18 protein-coding genes are annotated in these 22,339 nt (G+C 34.0%); 15 read left to right on the forward strand and 3 right to left on the reverse strand.

The window, feature by feature from the left end:
- Window positions 1-58 precede the first annotated feature (58 nt).
- Entirely contained in the window at window positions 59-3,457 is a 3,399-nt protein-coding gene (gene ileS, locus VB776_RS13955) for an isoleucine--tRNA ligase (RefSeq protein ID WP_323697326.1), read from the reverse strand.
- A 231-nt stretch (window positions 3,458-3,688) separates the two neighbouring features.
- On the opposite strand from ileS, the gene VB776_RS13960 reads away from it, so the two are divergent.
- From VB776_RS13960 to VB776_RS14030, 15 genes are all read left to right on the forward strand, one after another.
- Window positions 3,689-4,108, forward strand: coding sequence for a hypothetical protein (locus tag VB776_RS13960; RefSeq protein WP_323697328.1), 420 nt, complete (start codon window positions 3,689-3,691; stop codon window positions 4,106-4,108).
- Window positions 4,109-4,126: 18 nt separating this feature from the next.
- Window positions 4,127-4,549 carry a hypothetical protein gene (locus VB776_RS13965; RefSeq protein ID WP_323697329.1) on the forward strand — a complete coding sequence of 141 codons (423 nt, stop codon included), beginning with the start codon at window positions 4,127-4,129 and terminating at the stop codon, window positions 4,547-4,549.
- 20 nt (window positions 4,550-4,569) lie between these two features.
- Window positions 4,570-4,998 (forward strand): hypothetical protein, encoded by a 429-nt coding sequence (locus tag VB776_RS13970; RefSeq protein ID WP_323697330.1) that lies wholly within the window; start codon window positions 4,570-4,572, stop codon window positions 4,996-4,998.
- Between the two features lie 80 nt (window positions 4,999-5,078).
- The gene (locus VB776_RS13975) at window positions 5,079-5,525 is read left to right on the forward strand and encodes a hypothetical protein (RefSeq protein ID WP_323697332.1); all 447 of its coding nucleotides are present in this window, start codon (window positions 5,079-5,081) and stop codon (window positions 5,523-5,525) included.
- A 238-nt stretch (window positions 5,526-5,763) separates the two neighbouring features.
- Complete coding sequence (locus tag VB776_RS13980) at window positions 5,764-6,363, forward strand: RNA polymerase sigma factor (RefSeq protein ID WP_323697333.1); 600 nt, start codon at window positions 5,764-5,766, stop codon at window positions 6,361-6,363.
- Between the two features lie 199 nt (window positions 6,364-6,562).
- The gene (locus VB776_RS13985; RefSeq protein ID WP_323697334.1) at window positions 6,563-7,879 is read left to right on the forward strand and encodes an oligosaccharide flippase family protein; all 1,317 of its coding nucleotides are present in this window, start codon (window positions 6,563-6,565) and stop codon (window positions 7,877-7,879) included.
- A 173-nt stretch (window positions 7,880-8,052) separates the two neighbouring features.
- Window positions 8,053-9,078: a LacI family DNA-binding transcriptional regulator gene (locus VB776_RS13990; protein WP_323697336.1), complete on the forward strand. Its 1,026-nt coding sequence runs from the start codon at window positions 8,053-8,055 to the stop codon at window positions 9,076-9,078.
- Between the two features lie 355 nt (window positions 9,079-9,433).
- A complete protein-coding gene (locus VB776_RS13995) occupies window positions 9,434-10,624 on the forward strand; it encodes a glycoside hydrolase family 88 protein (RefSeq protein ID WP_323697337.1) in 1,191 nt (396 codons plus the stop codon).
- A gap of 19 nt (window positions 10,625-10,643) precedes the next feature.
- Window positions 10,644-12,545, forward strand: a complete 1,902-nt coding sequence (locus tag VB776_RS14000; RefSeq protein WP_323697338.1) for a glycoside hydrolase family 97 protein — start codon at window positions 10,644-10,646, stop codon at window positions 12,543-12,545.
- A 106-nt stretch (window positions 12,546-12,651) separates the two neighbouring features.
- On the forward strand, window positions 12,652-13,512 hold the full coding sequence (locus VB776_RS14005) for an ROK family protein (RefSeq protein WP_323697339.1): 861 nt from the start codon (window positions 12,652-12,654) through the stop codon (window positions 13,510-13,512).
- 9 nt (window positions 13,513-13,521) lie between these two features.
- The gene (gene fucP, locus VB776_RS14010) at window positions 13,522-14,745 is read left to right on the forward strand and encodes an L-fucose:H+ symporter permease (protein ID WP_323697340.1); all 1,224 of its coding nucleotides are present in this window, start codon (window positions 13,522-13,524) and stop codon (window positions 14,743-14,745) included.
- A 172-nt stretch (window positions 14,746-14,917) separates the two neighbouring features.
- Window positions 14,918-17,194 carry a heparinase II/III domain-containing protein gene (locus VB776_RS14015; protein ID WP_323697341.1) on the forward strand — a complete coding sequence of 759 codons (2,277 nt, stop codon included), beginning with the start codon at window positions 14,918-14,920 and terminating at the stop codon, window positions 17,192-17,194.
- Between the two features lie 10 nt (window positions 17,195-17,204).
- Window positions 17,205-17,552 carry an MmcQ/YjbR family DNA-binding protein gene (locus tag VB776_RS14020; protein ID WP_323697342.1) on the forward strand — a complete coding sequence of 116 codons (348 nt, stop codon included), beginning with the start codon at window positions 17,205-17,207 and terminating at the stop codon, window positions 17,550-17,552.
- A gap of 104 nt (window positions 17,553-17,656) precedes the next feature.
- Window positions 17,657-18,478: an alpha/beta hydrolase gene (locus VB776_RS14025; protein ID WP_323697343.1), complete on the forward strand. Its 822-nt coding sequence runs from the start codon at window positions 17,657-17,659 to the stop codon at window positions 18,476-18,478.
- A gap of 21 nt (window positions 18,479-18,499) precedes the next feature.
- Window positions 18,500-19,765 carry a DUF4861 domain-containing protein gene (locus VB776_RS14030; protein ID WP_323697344.1) on the forward strand — a complete coding sequence of 422 codons (1,266 nt, stop codon included), beginning with the start codon at window positions 18,500-18,502 and terminating at the stop codon, window positions 19,763-19,765.
- 325 nt (window positions 19,766-20,090) lie between these two features.
- Here the strand turns inward: VB776_RS14030 and VB776_RS14035 are convergent, their stop codons facing one another.
- Window positions 20,091-21,188, reverse strand: a complete 1,098-nt coding sequence (locus VB776_RS14035) for a sensor histidine kinase (RefSeq protein WP_323697345.1) — start codon at window positions 21,186-21,188, stop codon at window positions 20,091-20,093.
- A 52-nt stretch (window positions 21,189-21,240) separates the two neighbouring features.
- Window positions 21,241-22,338 carry a sensor histidine kinase gene (locus VB776_RS14040; RefSeq protein ID WP_323697346.1) on the reverse strand — a complete coding sequence of 366 codons (1,098 nt, stop codon included), beginning with the start codon at window positions 22,336-22,338 and terminating at the stop codon, window positions 21,241-21,243.
- Window position 22,339 lies beyond the last annotated feature (1 nt).

The raw sequence follows: 22,339 nt of genomic DNA on the forward strand, positions 1-22,339 counted from the left end.
GGAAGCCTTCATGTTTTATGAAAGCTTCCCTTTGTTTTTCTCGGATTGGAAATCCGAATTACAGTACTGATACTTTAACAGTTAAAGTCAATTCTTCAAATTCTATTGCTTGTCCGTCGGCTAATTCGCTGACTACTTCCAACGAGAGTGCTTGTACTTCTTGACTGATGAAGTCTTTGAAAGCTACAACGCCTGCGGTTACTTCTGCATCCGAATCTAATAATTGAATGCTGATTTTATCAGTTACTTCAAAGCCTGAATCTTTACGTAAGTTTTGGATACGATTCACAAAATCACGAGCGATACCTTCTTGTTTCAACTCTGGCGTAATGTTGATGTCTAAAGCAACAGTAATACCTGCATCTGATGCCGTTAAGTAGCCCGGTAAATCTTCTGTTTGGATTTCAACATCTTCTAAAGCAATTGTGAAATTCTCAAGAGCAATCGTTTTGTTTTCTTCTAAAGCTTTCAAATCGTCGGCTGTCATGGCAGTAATTACTGCGGCAACGGCTTTCATTTCTTTTCCGAATTTTGGTCCTAATGCCTTAAAGTTTGGTTTTACTTTTTTCGACAATACGCCCGAAGCATCGTTCAAGTATTCTACAGCTTTGATGTTTACTTCTGTCTTGATAAGTTCGTCCACATGGCGAATTTGTTCACGAGTTTGTTCGCTCAAAATCGGAATCAAGATTTTCGATAATGGTTGACGTACTTTAATACGATTGGTTTTTCTCAATGAGTGAATCAAAGAACAAATTCTTTGTGCCAAATCCATTGAAGTTTCTAAATCTGTATTAATCCATGCTTCGTCTGCTTTAGGGAAGTTGGTTAAGTGAACCGACTGAACGCCTTCTGTACTTGTATCTGTTAGGTTTTTGTACAACCAATCGCCATAAAAAGGTGCAATTGGCGACATCAATTGAGCAATAGTTTTCAAACAGTAAGCTAAAGTTTCATAAGCCGATTGTTTGTCTGCCGTTACTTCGCCTTTCCAGAAACGTCTTCTGCCCAAACGCACATACCAGTTTGAAAGATGGTCGCCCACAAATTCTTGGATGGCACGTCCTGCTTTAGTTGGCTCATAAGTATTATAAGACTCGTCCACTTCTTTTATCAAGGTTTGTAGTTTTGATAAAATCCATTGATCTAATTCTGTCGCAATCGTTTTGTCAAGCTTGCCCGTTGGCGTGTAGCCATCTAAATTGGCATACAAAGCAAAGAAATTATAAGTATTTGTAAGCGTTCCGAAGAATTTGTTACGTACTTCGGTAATTCCTGCTAAGTCAAATTTAAGGTTATCCCACGGCTGTGCGTTGGTAATCATGTACCAACGAGTTGGGTCTGCTCCGTACTTCTTCAAAGTTTCAAATGGGTCAACGGCGTTGCCTAAGCGTTTAGACATTTTGTTGCCGTTTTTGTCTAAAACCAAACCTGTTGAAACTACATTTTTGAAAGCAACTGAATCAGAAATCATTGCCGAAATAGCGTGCAAAGTAAAGAACCAACCACGAGTTTGGTCAACACCTTCCGAGATAAAATCGGCTGGATACGCTTCATCAAAAATATCTTTATTCTCGAATGGATAATGCCATTGTGCATAAGGCATTGCTCCAGAATCAAACCAAACGTCGATTAAGTCTGTTTCACGAGTCATCACTTTGCCCGAAGCTGAAATTAAATATACTTCATCCACAAACGGACGGTGTAAATCTTCATTTCCTTCTTTCAACAAATTCAAAAATTTCTCATTGGCAGCACGTTGCTCAGCAGATAACACATCATCTTTTAAAGCGTGAGTAATGCTATTTTCTAATTCTTTCAAAGAACCGATACATACTTCTTCGCTATCTTCCGAACGCCAAATTGGTAACGGAGTTCCCCAATATCTTGAACGTGACAAGTTCCAGTCAACCAAGTTTTCCAACCAGTTTCCAAAACGACCAGTACCTGTTGATTCAGGTTTCCAGTTTATCGTGTTGTTCAAGGCAATCATTTTATCTTTTACTGCCGTAGTACGGATAAACCAAGAGTCCAAAGGATAATATAAAACGGGTTTATCGGTTCTCCAACAGTGTGGATAAGGGTGATCGAATTTCTGAACATTGAAGGCTTTATTTTCAGTTTTTAATTGAATCGCAATGCGTTCGTCAACTGACAAATACTTGTCTCTTCCTTGTTTGATGCGTTGTTCTTCTTTTTCTGCTTCTGATAAATACGCTTCTTTTACGGGTTCGTTGGCATAATCAGTAATTTCAGCCACAAAACGACCTTGACGATTGACGATTGGTACATCTTTTCCGTTTTCATCTTTCACAAAAATCGAAGGAATACCACTTTGTTGTGCTACTCTAAAGTCGTCCGCACCAAAAGTTGGTGAAGTATGAACCACACCAGTACCGTCTTCGGTTGTTACGAAATCTCCGATAATTACACGGAAAGCAGCACTTTCTGGCTGAATGTATGGCATTAGTTGTTCGTACTCGATGCCTTCTAAGAAATTGCCTTTGAAACTAAAAACTTCTTTCCAAGGAATGATTTTATCTCCATCGTTATAAGTTGAAAAATCGCCATCTTTTCCTTTTTCGTTGAAATATTTTCCAACTAAATCTTTCGCCAAAACTACATTTACAGGCTCGTAAGTATATGGATTGAACGATTTAATCAAAGAGTATTCAATGTTTTTTCCAACGGTCAAAGCTGAGTTGGCTGGCAAAGTCCAAGGTGTAGTCGTCCAAGCTAAAATATAAACATTGTCGCTATTGGCAGCATCAAATAAAAATCCAGATTTACCTGTCAATTTTACTTTAAACTGAGCCGTCAGCGAAGTATCTTTTACTTCACGATAACAACCCGGCTGGTTCAATTCGTGAGAAGAAAGCCCAGTACCTGCCGCTGGCGAATAAGGTTGAATGGTATAGCCTTTGTAAAGTAAACCTTTTTCGTAAAGGGTTTTCAACAAATGCCAAACCGATTCGATATAATCGTTTTCATAGGTAATGTATGGATTATCCAAATCCACCCAGTAACCCATTTTTTCGGTCAAGTCATTCCATTGGTCAGTGAATTTCATTACAGTTTCACGACACTTTTTGTTGTACTCTTCTACCGAAACATATTTTGGAGATTTCAGATTACCAATATCGTCTTTGGTAATGCCTAATTCTTTTTCTACTTGTAATTCTACGGGCAATCCGTGAGTGTCCCAACCACCTTTACGTTTTACCTGCTTGCCTTTTAAAGTTTGATAACGACAGAAAATATCCTTAATCGCACGAGCCATCACGTGGTGAATACCGGGAGTACCATTGGCAGAAGGCGGGCCTTCGTAAAAAGTAAAAGTTGGATTGCCCTCACGGGTTTCGATAGATTTTTCAAAAATCTTTTCGTCTTGCCAAAATTTAAGGATTTCGTCTGCAACCTGACCGTAGTCGAGGTTTTTATATTCTTTAAAATTCATTATGGACTATAATTCGTTTATTTCGTTATCGGAAAAATTATCTGTTGAGATGTTTTTATAAATAGGAGGCGAAAATTCCTGCAAAAGTACAATAAATGACTGGCTTTTGGAAGGATTAAGTAGGAAGAAAAGATTTTTCAGGATTCCAACGTTTTGGAGAAGAATGGTGTCTTTGTTGAGTTGGGCATTCTGTTTTAAAAAACAATCGTTTAAAAGCCAACAAATGAACCCATGAAAAAAACTCTTGCATTGACAATATTCTGTTTTTTTAGTTTGATTGGCTGTAATTCAGAAGATGTTGGCCCTAAAGCTTTAGTAGGAGAGTGGTCTCCAACATATAGGTATCAAAATAGGGGAAAAGATGGCACTTTAGGTGAATGGTATGATATGATTAATATTACAGCAATGCCGGGCTGTAAATTTACAAATGATAATCGTTTCTATTTGACGGGTTCAAGCTACCACAATGATTGCTGTATTAATGGTGTAAAATACAAAGTCACCGACAATAAGATTTCATTTTTGAATGCATCAAGTGCTTGTAAGTCGCCAACCTGTGTTCCTGAAGGGTACATTTTTGAAACAAATCGTAAAGACACTTTAGTACTGGAAGAAAATTCTTTGAGAAGGGAATTTTATAGAACTAAGTAAAAAATAACCTTAAAGAACATGAAAAAGCATTTTCTAATAATACCTTTTCTTTTTTCGATTTTACTTTCTTGTAAATCAAAAGAAGAAATAAACCCCAATAGTTTGGTTGGGAAATGGGTTGCGACGGGACAGATGCAATCTAAAAATGCTGACGGTACTTGGAGTGATTGGTATGTTCCTCAAACTTTTGCTGCCGTAAAACCTTCTGTTTGGGAATTTACAAAAGGAGGGGATTTTTTGAGAGATGGGAAAGCGGGAGGAGAATGCTGTTTTGCGGGTAATAAGTACCAACTTGATGATAACCTAATTACATTTTCAGATCATTGTCCATTGGTTGATTGTGCTTTTATTTGTAGTCCTTGGAAAATTGAATATTTAAAAAACGATACTTTGGTGATAGAACAATGCACAACTAGAAATCAATTTGTTCGAGTAAAATAAATGTTTAAATCTTTGAAATTATGAAAACACTTTGTCTCTCACTTATTTCTTTTTTTGTTTTGCTTTCTTGTAAATCAAAAGAAGAAATTGCTCCTAATGGTCTGGTAGGAAAATGGGTTGCTACTGGTTTTACTCAGTCTATGAGCCAAGATAGCACTTGGAGTACTTGGCGAGTTAATCCAACTTTTGCTGCCGCAAAACCTTCTATCTGGGAATTTACTAATAACGGAAAGTTTCTTAGAGATGGGAAACCCGCTGCTGAATGTTGCTTTGCAGGTAATAGGTATGCTGTCTCTGGGAATAAAATAACTTTTACAGAATACCCAGACTGTTCAAACGTTTACTGTTATTACTGTGGAATTAATTATTGGGAGTTTTCGAAACCTACCAATGATACCTTAATAATTCAACAATGCTTTACTAGAAACCAATTTGTTCGAGTAAAATAAAATTCAATGTATTCCAACCTTCAAAATAATTTCTACGTCTTTACTAAAAACAATTTATAAAATTTAAACTTTGAAATAACATGAAATTATTAACATTATGTGCAGGACTACTTTTGATGGTTAGTTCTTGCCAATCTGTAGAGGAAGTAAATCCATCAAAGGAAAATGGAGCAAAAGTTTCTGCTGATAAATTGGTCGGAAAATGGAATCCTACTTATATCCAAAAAGGTAAATCAGTAGATGCTAAATGGGAAACAATCAATACTTTGGTTGCTTTGCCGACGATAGAATTTACTGCGGATGGTAAGTTTCTAAGTGATGGAAAACCAGGAGCGGATTGCTGTGGTTGGGTAGGAAATAAATATACTTTCAAGGACAGTAAAATTATTTTCTCTGATTTTAATCCATGTCCCGATGTTGCTTGCATCGCTATTGCTTGCGATGGTTGGACGGTTCAAAAAATAGAAAGTGACACGCTTGTATTAGAAAGTTGCTTTAATGTTAGCAAATTCGTCAAAGCCAAATAATAATTGGTTTACGAAACATTGTTTAACCTCATAACAAGTATTAAAATTGTTTTTGCCTCTGTAAGTAAATCTTGCAGAGGTTTTTTTTGCCATTGGGGTAGGTAATAAGTATTATTAAGCCTTTTAGTTCAAGGTAAAGCAAGTTGGCAGAGGAGGATGTAAATTATTGACTAAAAAATCATAAAATTGTTTTATTTAATGTTTTTATTATTATATTTGCTTAATCAATTAAGCAACCATGGAAAATAAGCAGCTAGAAACGTTATCAAAATCGAATGATTTTTATCTCGAATTATGGAATCAAGCTAGGTTAGGTAGCAGGGAAGCATACGCCCAACTTTGTGAGAGCCATTATAGAACACTGTTTAACTATGGATTAAACCTCACTAAAGATAGAGAATTGGTCAAGGATGTGATTCAGGACTTGTTTTTATACCTTTGGGAAAAACGTAATGTAATTGGGGAAATCAATGTAATGACGATTTACTTGATTCGTGCTACTCGAAATAATTTGATTTCGCAATTGCGAAAAAACCAATGGAATGTACTCTACGATAATTTTGATAGTGAAGAAGAGCTTACAGATGAGCAAACTATAGAAAGTAGCTTAATTGAATATGAACGATATTCACAAAACGAACAAAGGATGAGAAAGGCGATAGAATTATTGCCTAAACGCCAAAGAGAAGTACTTTTCTTGAAGTTTTACCAAGGAGTAAGTAATACCGATATTGCTAATTTGATGAATATTAATAATCAATCAGTATCTAATCATCTTCAGAAGGCACTGATAACTTTAAGAGCTTTATTCCCTAACCACTGGAAAAAAATGTTTTAGGCTTTATCAATTACGCAAGTAATATTATGACTTCTCTTCAATCATAATATTTTATACTAAGTTTGTAACAATATATAGCAAGGAAGGACTATAGGTATGATAAATCTATTGTAAGATGGTAAGTGTTTATCGTTGTTTTGCTTACCTTTGATGGTGCAATTCTCCACAAGACCGCTATTATATTGTCAAATTTATAAAAATGAATGTTGTATTAAGGAATATTAGAGGTTTACTACTCCTTCAATTAGTTAGTTATGTATTGCCTTTAGTTGTTATTCCCTATGTTTTTAGGGCTATTGGTCCTATTTATACAGGTAAAGTAAACTTTTCTCAATCTTACATCAATTACTTCTTGCTGTTAATTAATTACGGCTTTGATATTACTGGTACAAAGCGTATTTCAGTAGTTAAGGATAAGCCCAAAGAATTGGTTGAAACGTTTAACGAAATTATTTCAACCAAGATTTTTTTGTTTGTTATTAGTACGGTTGTATTTCTTATTTGTACTTTATCCATTCCAACACTTCGTTCTGAGTTTGCTCTTCATTTTTACTCTTTTAGTTTTTGTTTGGGTTGGGTGTTTTTTCCTACTTGGTTTTTTCATGGTATTCAAGAAATCCAGACAGCAGCGCTTATTGCTTTGTGTTTTAAATTAGTTTCCTCAATCGCTATTTTCTTTGTTGTGAACAATGTTGAGTCATTTTATTGGTTTAACATTCTGACAAGTTTAGGACAAATATTGGCGGGTTTATGGGCATTTTATCTTGCTATGAAACGCTATAACATTAGCTTTTACTTCATTAAGATTCAACGAATTATTGAATTATTGATTGAAGAGCGTTTCTATTTTGTCTCTACAATAGTTGTTAATTTATATACTACAACGAATGTTTTTTTAATAGGTTTTCTCTTAGACGATAGGAGTGTCGGGATTTACTCTGCTGCAGTTAGGCTTATTACTATTGTTGTTACTGTTTGTATTAACCCGATATCGCAATCAATTTTCCCTGAGATTGCGAACAAAATGAATGCTAATCTGCAAAAAGGTTTAGAACTAGTCCAGAATATTATTCCTGTAGTATTTTTCATAACAGTTTTGGGGACTGTTTTTCTTTACGTAGTAGCGCCATTTATTGTTTCCTTTATTTTCGGTGAGAAATTTGTGGACTCAATTGGTGTATTTCAATACTTGTGTATCATTCCAATTTTATCCAGTTTGAGTTTATTTCAAGCACATACCATGTTAAGTTTGAAATTAGATAGATACATTCTGAATATTACGCTGATTGCAGGTATTGTCAGTGTTGCTATCAATCTTATTTTTATTAATCTGCTTCAATATTACGCTTCAGTGTTGGCATACGTTTCTGTGGAGGCATTTATCCTGGTTGCTGGGTATTTTGTGTTGAGGTATAAAGGATTGACTGTCATTGTCTTTGATAACTTCTCTGCTAAATCATTCCGTTATTTAATCAAAAATTTTAATCTTTTCGGGAATAAATCAGCGGAAAATTGATGTATAGAAATGAAGAAGTGTGATGAATATTCTAATAATTTCACGTTGAGCTTTTCGTGTAAATCTACTTTCCCCTGATTAATCGGTAATATCTTCTCGATAAATCAAAATAATCGTTTAACTTGTCTTATATTTATCCAATTTTATAAGCAATCAATTTAATTATAGTTACGATGAAAAAGATGTCTATTAAGGCTGTTGCCGAAACGTTAAAAATTTCTACTGCAACTGTTTCATATATCCTTAATGGCAAAGCCAAAGAAAAACGCATTAGTGAGGAACTCACCAAAAGAGTATTAGCCTATGTTGAAGAAAACAATTTTAAGCCCAATCACCTTGCTAAAAGCTTAAGAACTGGCAAAACCAATGTAATTGGATTAATTGTTGAAGACATTGCCGATCCATTTTTTGCAAGTGTGGCTGGAAATATAGAGAACATCGCTTATGAAAATGGTTATAAAATTATCTATAGCAGCACCAAAAATAACCCTGTAAAAGCCAAAGAACTCATCAATACCTTCAGAGAAAGAAATGTAGATGGTTATATCATTACGCCAACAGAAGGAATAGAAAGCGACATTACTCAACTGATTAATAGCGGTTTGCCTGTAGTATTATTTGATAGAAATTGTACTGATATTGATGTTAGTTATGTGGGAATGGACAACTTTGATAGTGCCTACAAAGCTGTAAAACACCTGATTTCAAACGATTATAAAAATATAGCTTTAATTACGCTTGACTCTTCACAAGCACAAATGATTGACCGTTTATTGGGCTATGAAAAAGCTGTTTATGAAAAACGTATTCCTTCAATTGTTAAAAAATTTGAATACTCTTCTGCCAAAGTAAACAATATAACAGAGGAAATTGGACAATTTTTAATAGAGAATCCATCAGTAGATGCTATTTTTTTTGCAACCAACTATTTGGCAATCAGTGGAATAGAATTGCTAAATCGAAAAAGAATTAAAATTGGAAAAGACATCGGTATCATGGTATTTGATGATAACGATTTATTTAGAATTCACCAACCTTCTATTTCTGCCATCGCCCAGCCCATTAGTGAAATGTCAAAGCAATTGATTAATACATTACTTGTTCACATGGAGAATTCCGACAAGTATGATGCTAAACAATATATTATGCCTGCTTCTATTATTTTGAGAGACTCTTCGTCGAAAGAAGAAGTTGCTTAACTGATTAACCTAATGTATTTCTTCTTTTTGCTTTTTTACTAATTTTCGAGCGTTATTATTGCTAAAAAGTAATAAATATGGGACTAAATCTCGCTTGTCTATAAAACCACTCAAATATACTCTTCAAAAAGTACCTTTTTTCTCTTTAACCTGAGTTGTCAGTCTTCAATAAATATAACTATAGAAATGTTTTGTGATATATTTTTTTTAAATTAGATTTGCTTAATCATTTAAGCAAATCTAATTTCGATACACCTTTCATTAAACTTCTATATGATAAGAAGTAAAAAACCACTATTCTAACCGAAATCAAGCGTCATTATTATTGAAAATAGGGCATGTTAATTATAAATCAATGAAAAAAGTAATCATATTATCAATACTTCTTAGCACTTTAGGCTTACAGGCAAAAGCACAGTTTTCTGTTCAGCAAAATATTGATTATTGTGCTAAACAAGCAAGTAAAACCATCAGTACTTTGCCAACGGATGGACAATTGAATATTCCAAGAAGTATCAATAAGAATACAAAAGATTGGCGATTGGTTGATTACCAAGATTGGTGTAGCGGCTTTTGGTCGGGTGCTTTATGGTACTTGTATGAAGGAACTAAGAACCCGTTTTTCAAAACTCAAGCCGAGAGATTCGACAAGCAATTATTCCCATTATCCGAACAAAAAGTAGCTTACGACCACGATTTGGGCTTTCAAATTTTTTGTAGTTATGGCAACGGTTACAGACTCACGAAAAATCCCTCTTATAAAAAAGTAATACTCAATACTGCCAATGTGTTGGCAACTTTATACAATCCAAAAGTTGGGACGATACTTTCTTGGCCAAGAGAAGTACAGAAATTTGGTGCGCATAATACTATTATTGATAATATGATTAACCTAGAACTATTGTTCTGGGCATCTAAAAATGGAGGAAATAAAAATCTCTATAAAATTGCCGAAAGACATGCTTTGACGACGATGAAAAATCATTTTAGGGACGATTATACTTCATATCATGTGGTTTTGTATGATACCTTGACGGGAAAAAAAATCAAAGGAATTACTCACCAAGGCTACGCTGACAATACCATGTGGGCAAGAGGGCAATCGTGGGCTATTTACGGTTTTACAATGTGTTATCGTGAAACAAAGAATACTAAATTTTTAGATTTTGCTCAGAAAGTGACTGACGTGTATTTAAAAAACTTACCTGACGAAAGCCTAATTCCTTTTTGGGATTTTAATGTGTCTGATATTCCTAACGCTCCTCGTGATGCTTCTGCGGCTGCTGTTACTGCTTCTGCTTTATTAGAACTTTCTACTTTGGTAAAAGATAAAAAGAAGGCTGCGTTTTATTATTCAAAAGCAAAGAAAATGCTTGAAAGTCTATCAACGACAAACTATCAAAGTGGCACAGTGAATAATGCTTTTTTATTGCATTCGACAGGAAATATGCCAATCGGTGGAGAAATAGATGCTTCAATCATTTATGCCGACTATTATTACATCGAAGCTTTGTTGCGATATAAGAAAATGAATCAAAATAAATAAATACCCTTTATTCTGAATAATGATGAAAAAGATTTTAACGATACTTTTTACCTTGGTTTGTACTAATATTTTGTTGGCTCAAAAAGGCTTAATTGATAGTACAAAAACAACGATTACTTCACCCGATAAAAATATCCTTTGTACTGTTTATCAGAAGATTGATGAAAATGGAAAGAAAGCCATTTTTTATACTATAAACTATAAAAATAAAGCTGTAGTATTAGAATCTGAATTGGATATTCAGTTGGATAATCACCTTTCAGAATTAGCGATGGCTTTGAAAGTTGATAAAACTGAAAAATGGTGTGAAGATTTACAGTTTGTGGGCATAAAAAAGATTCAAAAAGATACTACATGGAAGCCACTTTATGGCGAGCGTTCGTTGATTAGAGATCATTATGAAGCCACCAATATAGCTTTTAAAAAGGCAAGTAATGCCGATTATACACTTGAAATTCAAGTAAGAGTTTACGATGCTGGCGTGGCAATTCGTTATTATTTTCCAGAAAATCCTAAAGGATCTTATTATCAAATCACGGCGGAGAATACTGAATTTACTTTACCTAAAGGAACAACTGCATTTTATACGCAATGGGCACAAGGGAAATATGCCGAATTACCGCTAGAAAATTGGGTAGATGCTGGTGAAAGACCAATGCCTTTGCGGTTAAGTAATGGTTTGTGGGCTTGTTTAGCGGAGGCTCAAATGGTAGATTATGCCAGAGCTAAATTCATCATCAGTAAAACAAAAAAGAATACCATTCAAACAGCATTATACGGTGGGGTAGATGGTATTACGTATTTTGGTACGCCTTGGCGTGTAATTATGGTGGCAGAAACCGAAGGTAAATTGATTGAGAATAACGACATTATCCTGAATTTGAATACGCCTAATAAGATAGCCAATACCGATTGGATAAAGCCGGGTAAAATAATTCGTGAGATGACTCTTACTACCGAAGGTGCTAAAGCAGCGATTGATTTTGCCGTAAAAAGAAATCTACAATATGTGCTTTTCGACTGGAAGTGGTATGGTCCCGCCCTTACTTGGGATACTGATGCTACGCAAGTAAAAGCGAAAATGGATATGGCTGAAATAGTGGCTTATGGCAAAGAACGTGGTGTAGGAATTTGGCTGTATGTAAACTTGCAATCGTTGTATAAACAAGCAGATGAGATTTTTCCATTGTATAAAAAATGGGGAATCAAAGGAGTTAAATTTGGTTTTGTGCAAACTGGTAGCCATCGCTGGACTACTTGGGTAGAGGAGGCTATTAAAAAATGTGCTGATAATCAGTTAATGGTGAACGTTCATGACGACTGGCGTCCGACTGGAGAAATGCGTACTTATCCAAACTTAATGACAGCCGAAGGAGTAAGAGGAAACGAAGAAATGCCAGATGCAACACACAACGTAACATTACCTTTTACAAGATACATTGGCGGTGCAGCAGATTATACGATTTGTTATTTCGATAAGCGTATCAAAACTACTCATGCTCATCAATTAGCAATGGCAGCAGTATATTATAGCCCATTACAAACCTTGTTTTGGTACGACCAACCAAAAGCTAGTAATGATGAACCAGAGTTAGAATTTTGGAATAAAATTCCGACGACTTGGGATGAAACAAGAGTAATTCAAGGAGAAATATCAAAATATATCACCACTGCTAGAAGAAGTGGAAAGGATTGGTTTGTGGGTACATTAACGAGTAACGAAGGAAGAAACTTAAAAATAAAACTAGATTTTTTACCTGAGGGCATTAAATATACCGCCAATATTTATGCCGATGACAGTACTTTAACAAGTACAACAAAAGTCGGTATCCAACGCATTACAGTAGATAGCTCTACCGTATTGGATGCTAAACTTTTACCATCTGGAGGGCAAGCAATTTGGCTTACACCACAAAAATAACATCATGAAACATTAATAGCATTATTATAAAACCTTTCTAAAAAACACTTTTAGGGTTTGTCGTTAAAACAAACCTTAATTGTTTTTCATATGAATTTTTAAACGTATGTACATCGGAGTTGATATCGGAGGCTCGCACATCACAGCAGCACAAGTAAATATTAAAGAGGGGAAAATCATTACTTCATCAATTGTAAGAAGTAAGATAAATCCTCATGCTTCGTCAGAAGAAATCTTAACAGCTTGGGTAAACGCAATTGTCGAAACTAGCAATCAAGCAAAAACCTATTATTTGGGTATAGCCATGCCCGGACCATTTGATTATGAAAATGGAATATGCTTGATGAAGAATGTTAATAAATACGAAAGTTTATATGGCTTAAATATCAGAAATGAGCTTTCTGAACGACTTTCTATACTTACTAAAAACATCAGTTTTAGAAATGACTCTGAAGCATTTTTAGAAGGAGAAATGCTTTTTGGGGCGGGTCAACATTATGAAAAAGCGATTGGAATAACGATGGGAACAGGCTTAGGAACATCAATATACAATGATGGAGATGCCAAAGACATGGCAATGGGAATTAACCATCAATTACTAGAAGGTGTTGCCGAAGACTATATTTCTACCCGTTGGTTTGTAAAACGTTATCATGAATTAACAGGTAAAACCGTTGATGGAGCCAAGCAATTAGTAGAAAATTTTGAAAGCGATGAAGCCTCGCAAGAAGTATTCACAGAGTTTGCCCAAAATGTATGCTTATTTGTTGATGATTTTACTAAAATTTTCAATCCAGAATTAATTATAGTGGGTGGAAATATCGTAGGAGCTTCATCTTTATTTTTTCCAGCAGTAGAAAAAATGTTAGCAAGAAATACACCTAAAATACAGCTTATCAAATCTTCTCTGAACGAACAAGCGGCTTTAATGGGTGCGGTTGGTCTATGGAAAAAACAATTAAAATAAATTTCAATAATGACTCAAAAGATAAAACTAACCGAAAAGCAATACCTCGTTACTTTCGTTTTTGTTACTTCACTTTTTATGCTTTGGGGCATTGCCCATTCAATGAGTGATGTATTGAATAAGCATTTTCAGAATGTATTGAATGTTTCTAAATCTCAATCTGGATTAATTCAGCTTTCTGTTTTTGGCGCTTATGCTGTGATGAGTATTCCAGCGGGAATATTCATGAAAAAGTTTGGTTACAAAAATGGAGTACTCTTTGGTTTATCGCTTTTTGCGATTGGTACTTTTTTGTTTGTTCCTGCTGCCAATGCTACGTCGTTTACCATGTTTCGTCTAGCACTATTTATTTTGGGTTGTGGTATGGCAACGCTCGAAACCGTTGCTCATCCTTTTGTGGCATCCTTAGGAAATCAGCAAACTAGCGATCAACGAATTAACTTTTCGCAGTCGTTTAATGCTGTTGGTACCATTATTGGTCCAGCTATTGGTTCTTATTTTTTATTGAGTGGAAATGCTGAACATTCCAACGATTTAGATTCCGTTAAAACCCTTTATACAGCCATTGGTTCTGTAATCGCTTGTATTGCTATCGCTTTCTCTTTTGTAAAAGTTCCTGCCTTTACTGATGCTCACGAGATACTTGAAGACGATGTTAAAAATCCATCATTTAATACTTCTGAAAAAACTTTATGGCAGAATCGTCATTTTGTATGGGCAGTAATTGCACAATTTTTTAATGTAGGAGCTCAAGCTGGTACTTGGTCTTACTTTATTAATTATGGTCATGAAGTAATGGGCTTTACCGATGCAACTGCTGGTAATTATATGATTATCTTCATGGCAATGATGGCATTGGGTCGTTTTGTGGGTACTTATTTAATGAAATTTATTCAGCCAAATATTTTGTTATCATTCTTCTCATTAGGCAGTATTATTTCGTGTTTAATTGTGGCTCAAGCTTGGGGCTGGACTTCATACATTGCTCTGATGTTTATTAATTTCTTTTTCAGCATCATATTCCCAACCATTTTTAGTTTAGGACTTAAAAGTTTAGGAAAACATACACAACAAGCATCTTCATTTATTTCAATGGGAGTTGTTGGTGGGGCTTTCTTCCCGTTATTAATGGGTTTAGTCGCTAACCAAAATGTGGCTCATGCTTATTATTTGCCGATTTTATGTTATGTCATTATCTTTTTATTTGCCTTTAAAATGTATAAAGTGAAGTAGCGTTTGTGGTGAGTGATTTCATATTTCTGCAAAAAGATGAAAATGATACAACAATGATTAAAGAAGTAAGAGAAGCCTTTCAAGCTGAAACAGGGCATTTTGCCTCCAAGCCCAAATGGCTTTTTATTACCAGAGAAAAAACATCAAAACAATTATTAAGAGCATAAAACCAATGAAAGTAAAACAGCTATTCGTCCTTATTACTTTTTTTTGTTATTTTTCAATAACAACTTTTGCCCAAAAACATCAGAATCTGTATTTCACAAAAGACAGAGTTGATTTACTAAAGCAAAGGATAGCCAAAGAGGAGGAGTTTAAGAATAATTGGAATGATGTACTTTCAGAGGCAAATGTATTGTTGACAAAAAAGGATTACGGTAAAATTGATTACTTATCGTTAGCCTATTTGGTAACAGGTGAAAAAAAATATGCAGATAAAACAAAATCCCTTCTATTGGATTTGTGTACTCGTACTACGTGGTCGAACCCAGAAATGCTAAAACGCCAACCTGCTTGGTCTTCAGATTTAAAGACGGCTGAAAACTGTTGGAATGTAGCGATGGGTTTAGAAGGTATTTATAACGAACTAACCAAAGACGAACGAAAGACAATCGTTGATGGTGTAATGCGAATGGGCATTCGCCCTGCCGTCAACGAATGGCTTTTGCCCGAAAACCGTATTCATAGTTTAAACTCTATGGGGCATAACTGGTGGACTGCCTGCGTGTATATGGCAGGAGTAGCTTCATTAGCTGTTAAAGACGATGCCCCAGAAGTAAATGCTTGGATTGAGGAAATGAATCAAGCATCAAAAGAATGGTTTAGTTTTTCAGGTGACCAATTACAGTCAAAACCAAAAACGTGGGATGCCAAAGGCGGAATGTACGAAAGTGTAAATTATGCTGCTTTCGGAGTGTCTGAATACTTGTTTTTTCGTTTAGCTCACCAGAATGTACTTCCCAAAGTAAAACAACCCGAAATTTCACTATTGAAAAACATTCCTAATTTCTTTATGCACGTTGCTTATCCACGTGAAGGAATGTTGTATTCATTAAACTTTGGAGATAGCCATAAAAATATAGTAGGCGAACGCCCTGTGAAATTACTTTGGGCATTGGGTTATCAAAATCCAAATGCTTTATGGTATTTGAATCAAATAGAAAATTTCCAACATCGAGAAGGCTTGTTTAAAAATGCGCCTTTGGGAATAATGTATCATCCAGAGATGAGTAAAGCTCCTGCTTTACCAAATTTACCTACGTCCGAAATTTTTGAAGATATGGACTGGACTACCATGCGGGCTTCTTGGGAGAAAAATGCTACGATGTTAGGCATAAAGTCGGGGCATACTTGGAATCACTCGCACGCAGATGCTAATTCATTTATACTTTTTCATAAAGGAGAAGCTGTGATTAAAGATGCTGGAAATAGTAGTTATGGCACAAAGGAATATCCAGAGTATTTTTTTCAAAGCCCTGCTCATAATGTACTTACTTTCAATGGAAAATATCAACCGAAAGAACAACAATACGGCGGTTCGCCATTACGTGGTGAGATGAGCGAATTGCTTGATGCAGGAGATATTAAGTATGTAATGGCGAATGGTACAGGCCCAACATCAAGTGTTTATGCTAGAAATTTTCGTCATTTTTTGTGGCTAGGCAAAGTAATTCTAGTGATTGATGATGTGAAAGCTTATGAAGCTGGTAAATTTGAATGGCTTTTGCATCCAGAAGGAGAATCTAAAAAAGAGCGTGGCGACATCAGTATCATCAACAAAAATGCTTCTGTATTAGTACGTCCATTATTTCCAGAAACATTAGTTGAAACAGGATTTAATCATGATTTTCCAGAGAAAATGATTCTGTCTGAAATACTTGCTCCGAAAGAAGATAATGTAAAAGAACAAGAGAAATATTATAGTATTGCTTCGCCAGAACCAATGCGGCAAACAAAATTTATTACGGCTATCATTTTAAAAGATTCGGTAAACGATAAAAATATTCCAGAAATAGAGCGTTTGAAAGGAGATGAGATGATTGGAGTACGTATCAAACAAAATGGAAAAATAACCGATGTATATTTGAATCTACAAGCTGACGGACGATTGATGCACTTAAATAGTATCAAAACCTTTAATGGATTTACAACAGACGCTTATTTGACAAGTATTACTTATCCAGAAAATAAGCCTAATGAAATAAGTGATTACTTTATTGGTTACGGAAGCTTTTTACGGAAAGAAAACAAAACGCTTTACAGCTCTCTTTCTAAATTATTTTTTATAGCAAAAAAACAAGATAAAACGTTTAATATAAACGTTAGTGGTCAGCCAATTATTAATGCTACTTTTAGTCTTGATAAAAAGCCAGAAACTGTGATTGTTAATAAGCAAGTAAGTACGATTGATTATACAAATGGTCAATTGAAAATTAGGCTAGAAAAATAAAAACAAAGTCATGAATATTGAGAAAATTCGAGAAATCTGTTTGTCTTTTCAACATACTTCAGAAGGTATAAAATACGGAGACCAACTCTGTTTCATGGTGATGGGTAAAGTTTTTTGTTCATCAAATACCAAGAATTTAGATAAAGTAAACTTCAAAGTAGCAGATGATTTATTTGAGGAATTTTGTGATAGAGAAGGTGTTGTTCCAGCGCCTTACGGCGGAGCAAAATTCAAATGGGTACAAGTATTGAGTTTCGATATATTGACGGATAAAGAATGGAACGATTTCCTCAAAAAATCTTATGAATTAGTAAAAGCAAAATTGCCTAAAAAGGCTTTTTTGAAAACAGAAGAATAAGTTTTGCTATCGAAAATTAGCTATTATTTTGATTAAAATACTGCAAAATCAAGCTATTTTTTTCACTTTTGTTAATCGAAAATTTATTTAAACAATTTAGCAAAATGAGAATCCTACGAAATACATTATTAACCTTTTTACTCTTTTTTAACCTAATTTGTTCTGCTGCTGTTGTGGACACTGTTGTTACTTACAGTGCGGCCATGCAAAAAAATATCAAGGCTGTCGTAATTGTGCCAGATAATTATAAAAGCCACAAAGCTTTACCAGTTGTCTATCTTTTGCATGGTTATAGCGATAATTATGCTGGTTGGTTAACTAAAGCCAAAGGTTTTGAAAAAGCAGTTGACCAGTACAATATGATTATTGTTTGTCCAGACGGTGGTTTTTCAAGCTGGTATTGGGATAGTCCCATTGACCCAAGTTATCAATATGAAACCTACGTATCAACCGAATTGGTAAAATGGGTAGATGATAATTACAAAACCATCAAAGACCGCAAAGGAAGAGGAATCACAGGTTTAAGTATGGGTGGACATGGTGCCTTGTATCTTGCTCTGAAACATCAAGATGTATTTGGTACGGCTGGAAGTATGAGCGGAGGCGTGGATATTCGCCCTTTCCCAAATAATTGGGATATGACAAAACGCCTTGGGAAATATTCGGAACAACCTGAGCGTTGGGAAAAGAATACCGTAATTAACTTACTTCATTTACTTACGCCCAATTCACTGGCTTTGATTATTGATTGTGGCACTGAAGATTTTTTCTATAAAGTAAATGAAAACCTTCATGAACAATTATTATACAGAAATATTCCTCACGATTATCTCACCAGACCGGGTGGTCATAACTGGCCATATTGGTATAATGCTATTCAATATCAATTGTTATTCATGAATAATTACTTCGCAAAATCGAAATAATTTTAATATCAATATTTTAATATGAAACATTTGTCATCATGCAAAGTAAAAACGCTGCTAAGCTTTGGTCTTTTGAGTTTATCAACAATGTGTTATGCACAAAAAAGCGGTGTTGTTACTTTCAAGAATGAATTATCAAGAGAGAAAAAAGATGAATTGATTGTCTTGAAAAGAGCTTTCTTAGAAAAAAAGCTTGGTAAAATTCCAACATCAAAATATGTAGTTTTTACTTCTGAAACCAAGCAACCAATTCTTGCTCAGTACGACGATATGAATGCTGATGGTAAATGGGATGAAATTGTATTATTACAATCTTTTTCAGCAAAACAAACTAAAGTGTTTAAGATTTCAGTAGCTGATATACCAGCGGCAATCAAGGCGGTTGTGAGAGCAAATGTGCGTCATCGTAGAAAAAATGCGGATGATACTTTCGGTGATATTTTAGAGAAAGATATTGTAAAAGGAACACAGCCAGTTACCGATTTTTCAAAACAACCTTTACCTCCATTTTTAACTGAAGGTCCCGCTTGGGAGAATGATAAAGTTGGTTTTAGGGTTTACTTTGATACTCGTAATGCCAAAGATATTTGGGGTAAAACTACTACTCAGATGGTTTTGGATGAAGTAGGAGTAAATCCTGCTGTCAATTACCATAACCAAGCAGATTGGGGAATGGATGTACTAAAAGTTGGGAAATCGTTAGGAGCTGGAGCTTTGGCTTTGACCTTCAAAAATGCTTCTGGAAAAGATACTTTGGTAAGATTAGGAGATAACAATTTTGAAGAGGTACAGTATGAAAAAGTTGCGAATGGACCAATTAGGGCTGTTTTTAGACTGAAATATAAAAATTGGAAGATTGCTAAAAACTTAGCACCAATACAAATTGAAGATGAAATAAGTATTTGGGGCGGACAGTATTTTTATGAAAGTAAAGTGTCGTTGAAAAATGCACCGAAAGGTGCAATTTTAACGACTGGAATTGTGAATTTACATAGCAAAAAATCTTATGAACTTGCTTCCAATAAAATGCTTGGGCTTTATACGTTTGACCAGCAAAGTGAGAATCATGATAATTTAGGTATGGCGATTTTAGTACCTAAAAGTAACTTAGTGTCGTTCGGACAAACGCCCAATGAAGGAGCTGCTATTTTAAATACTTATACTGTCAATTTGAAATTGATAAATGGAAAGACTTCTTTTAGATTTTATGCAGGATGGGAAAAAAGTGAAGATTTTTTTAAAACAAAAGAAGGTTTTGAGACATTTCTAAAGCAGGAAATGGAGTAAATGATAGTATTTGAATTGTTTCACACATAAAAAATTAGCTTTAATACCAATGGCATTAAAGCTAATTTTTTAATAGGTGTACAAGCCAAGCTCAATTGAAAATGATGAATGACTAGTTAATATCTTGTTACATAATAAAAAGATTATGTATGTCTTGAATATTTTATAGCGTGTAAAGGTTATTTAATTGTTTCAATGAAAGGTGTTAAAAGAGTTAAGATGTATGAGTAGAAACTAATTCTTAACAAATTTGTAAACAAATGAAATGTGTAGATTACTTAATCGACAAACCATGTTTATTTTTCGACGAAATAGTTTTAGAATTCTACATTAATCCCAACCTTAAAATAATAACATAAGTATCCTTTTTGTCATGAATTTCAAGAGAATGGTTATTTGAGTATAACGTAGCCAATCGTTTTTTTACATTAGCTAAGCCAATACCCCCGAAGGTTTTTCTTTGATTATTGTTAGTTAAGTTTGATTTGCTATTTTCTACTTCAAAGTATAGCTTATTATCTTCAACTTTAAGAAGTATTTTGATAAAGCTGTTTGAGTACAAATCTCCAATGCAGTGTTTGAAGGCATTTTCCACAAAAGTAATAAGAATCATTGGCGGAATATTTCCATGAATATTGCCATCTATTTCAAAGTTTACTTGCAGTCTTTTCGTATTTCTCATTTTTTCTAACTCAATAAAGTTGGATAAGAAACTCACTTCCTTTTCTAAGCTGATAGTTGGTTGATTAGACTCATAGAGTACATAATCTAACAAACTAGACAAGGATAGAATGGCATCACTATTCCGTTTGTCATCAGTAACAGAAAGACTGTAAATATTATTAAGTGTATTGGTTAAAAAGTGAGGGTTGATTTGAGACCTTAAATAGTCAATTTCAACTTGCTTTTTTTCAGAAATGCTTTTAACTAGAGAGCGAGTTAGTTTGATAAAGAATGCAGGCAATGCAGTTAGAAAGATTTCTAGAATACCTATGAAAACGTAAGCAGATTTTAAAAAATATGAGTAATTAGTATAAACTTTTTTCAAATATCTAAAGTCTACTTTATTACTATCTACTAGGTTATAATCAAAAATCAATTGAATTCTAATGAAAAAAATAGCAAAAAAACATAAGATTAAGAAAATTATAAGTAGAATAGTTGTAACAAATTTATGCTCGTAATAATTTGTCCATAGTGGAATGATTATATAAATTATTGTGTAGAAATATATTATATCAAGAGAAACTAAATAGGATATAGAAATGAAATTATAACCTATACTGGTTAAAGGAATCATAAAGCTCTTCCATAAAGCGACAAACATCATTAACCAAAAAGTACAATGCAGTAAAACTCTTTTTTTAGCTGATACACCTTCAAGAGGATATATTTTTAAAAATAACTCAGCAACTTTTTCCATGTAAATTGATAGATTTAATCTTGCTTATTCATCATTGGGACTTGTATAACCTTTACGTTAATGCTAATTTTAGTTTAGCTATGAATAGATGCTCTTGATTTTCTATATGAAGAGAATGTGTATTAGGAAAAAGATTTGTCAATCGTTTTTTTACATTAGCTAAGCCAATACCACCAAATGTTTTTCTTTGATTATTGGTAGTTAAATTTGATTTGCTGTTTTCTACTTCAAAGTATAGCCTATCATTTTCAACTTTAAGAAGTATTTTGATAAAGCAGTTTGAGTACAAGTCTCCAATACTGTGTTTGAAAGCATTTTCCACAAAAGTAATAAGAATCATTGGCGGAATATTTCCATGAATATCACCTTCTATTTCAAAGTTTACTTGTAGTCTTTTAGTATTCCTCATTTTTTCTAATTCAATAAAATTAGACAGGAAATTCACTTCCTTTTCTAAACTGATAGTTGGTTGATTAGATTCATAAAGTACATAATCTAACAAACTAGATAATGATAAAATGGCATCACTATTCCGTTTATCATCCGTTACAGAAAGACTATAAATATTATTGAGCGTATTGGTTAAAAAGTGAGGATTAATTTGAGACCTTAAATAATCAATTTCTATTTGTTTTTTTTCTGAGATATTTTTAACTAGAGAACGAATTAGTTTGATAAAAAAGGCAGGCAGGGCGGTAAGAAATATTTCTATAATACCTGAAAAAATGTAGCCAGATTCGAAAAAATACCTATAGTTATTATAAAATTTTTTTAAAAAACTGGTATCAATTTTGCCACCTTCAAGTAAATTATAATCAAAAGTAAATTGAACTCTAATGTAAAAAATAACAAATAAGCTTAATATTAAAGTAATTATACATAAAATTGTGGCAAGATATTTATGTATATAATGAATCGTCCACCATGGAATGGTTACATAAGTTATTGTGTAGAAAAATATTACATCAAGAATTACGAAGTAAGAAGTTGTAATGAAATTGTAACTTGTTCCAGCTAAAGGGACTCCTAGTATTTGCCATAAACCCACAAACATCATTGACCAAAAAACACAATGCAATAAAACTCTTCTCTTAACAGATACCCCTTCAATAGGATATATTTTTAAAAATAACTCAGCAATTTTTTCCATG

This window comes from Arcicella gelida, from assembly GCF_034931025.1.
GTDB lineage: Bacteria > Bacteroidota > Bacteroidia > Cytophagales > Spirosomataceae > Arcicella > Arcicella gelida.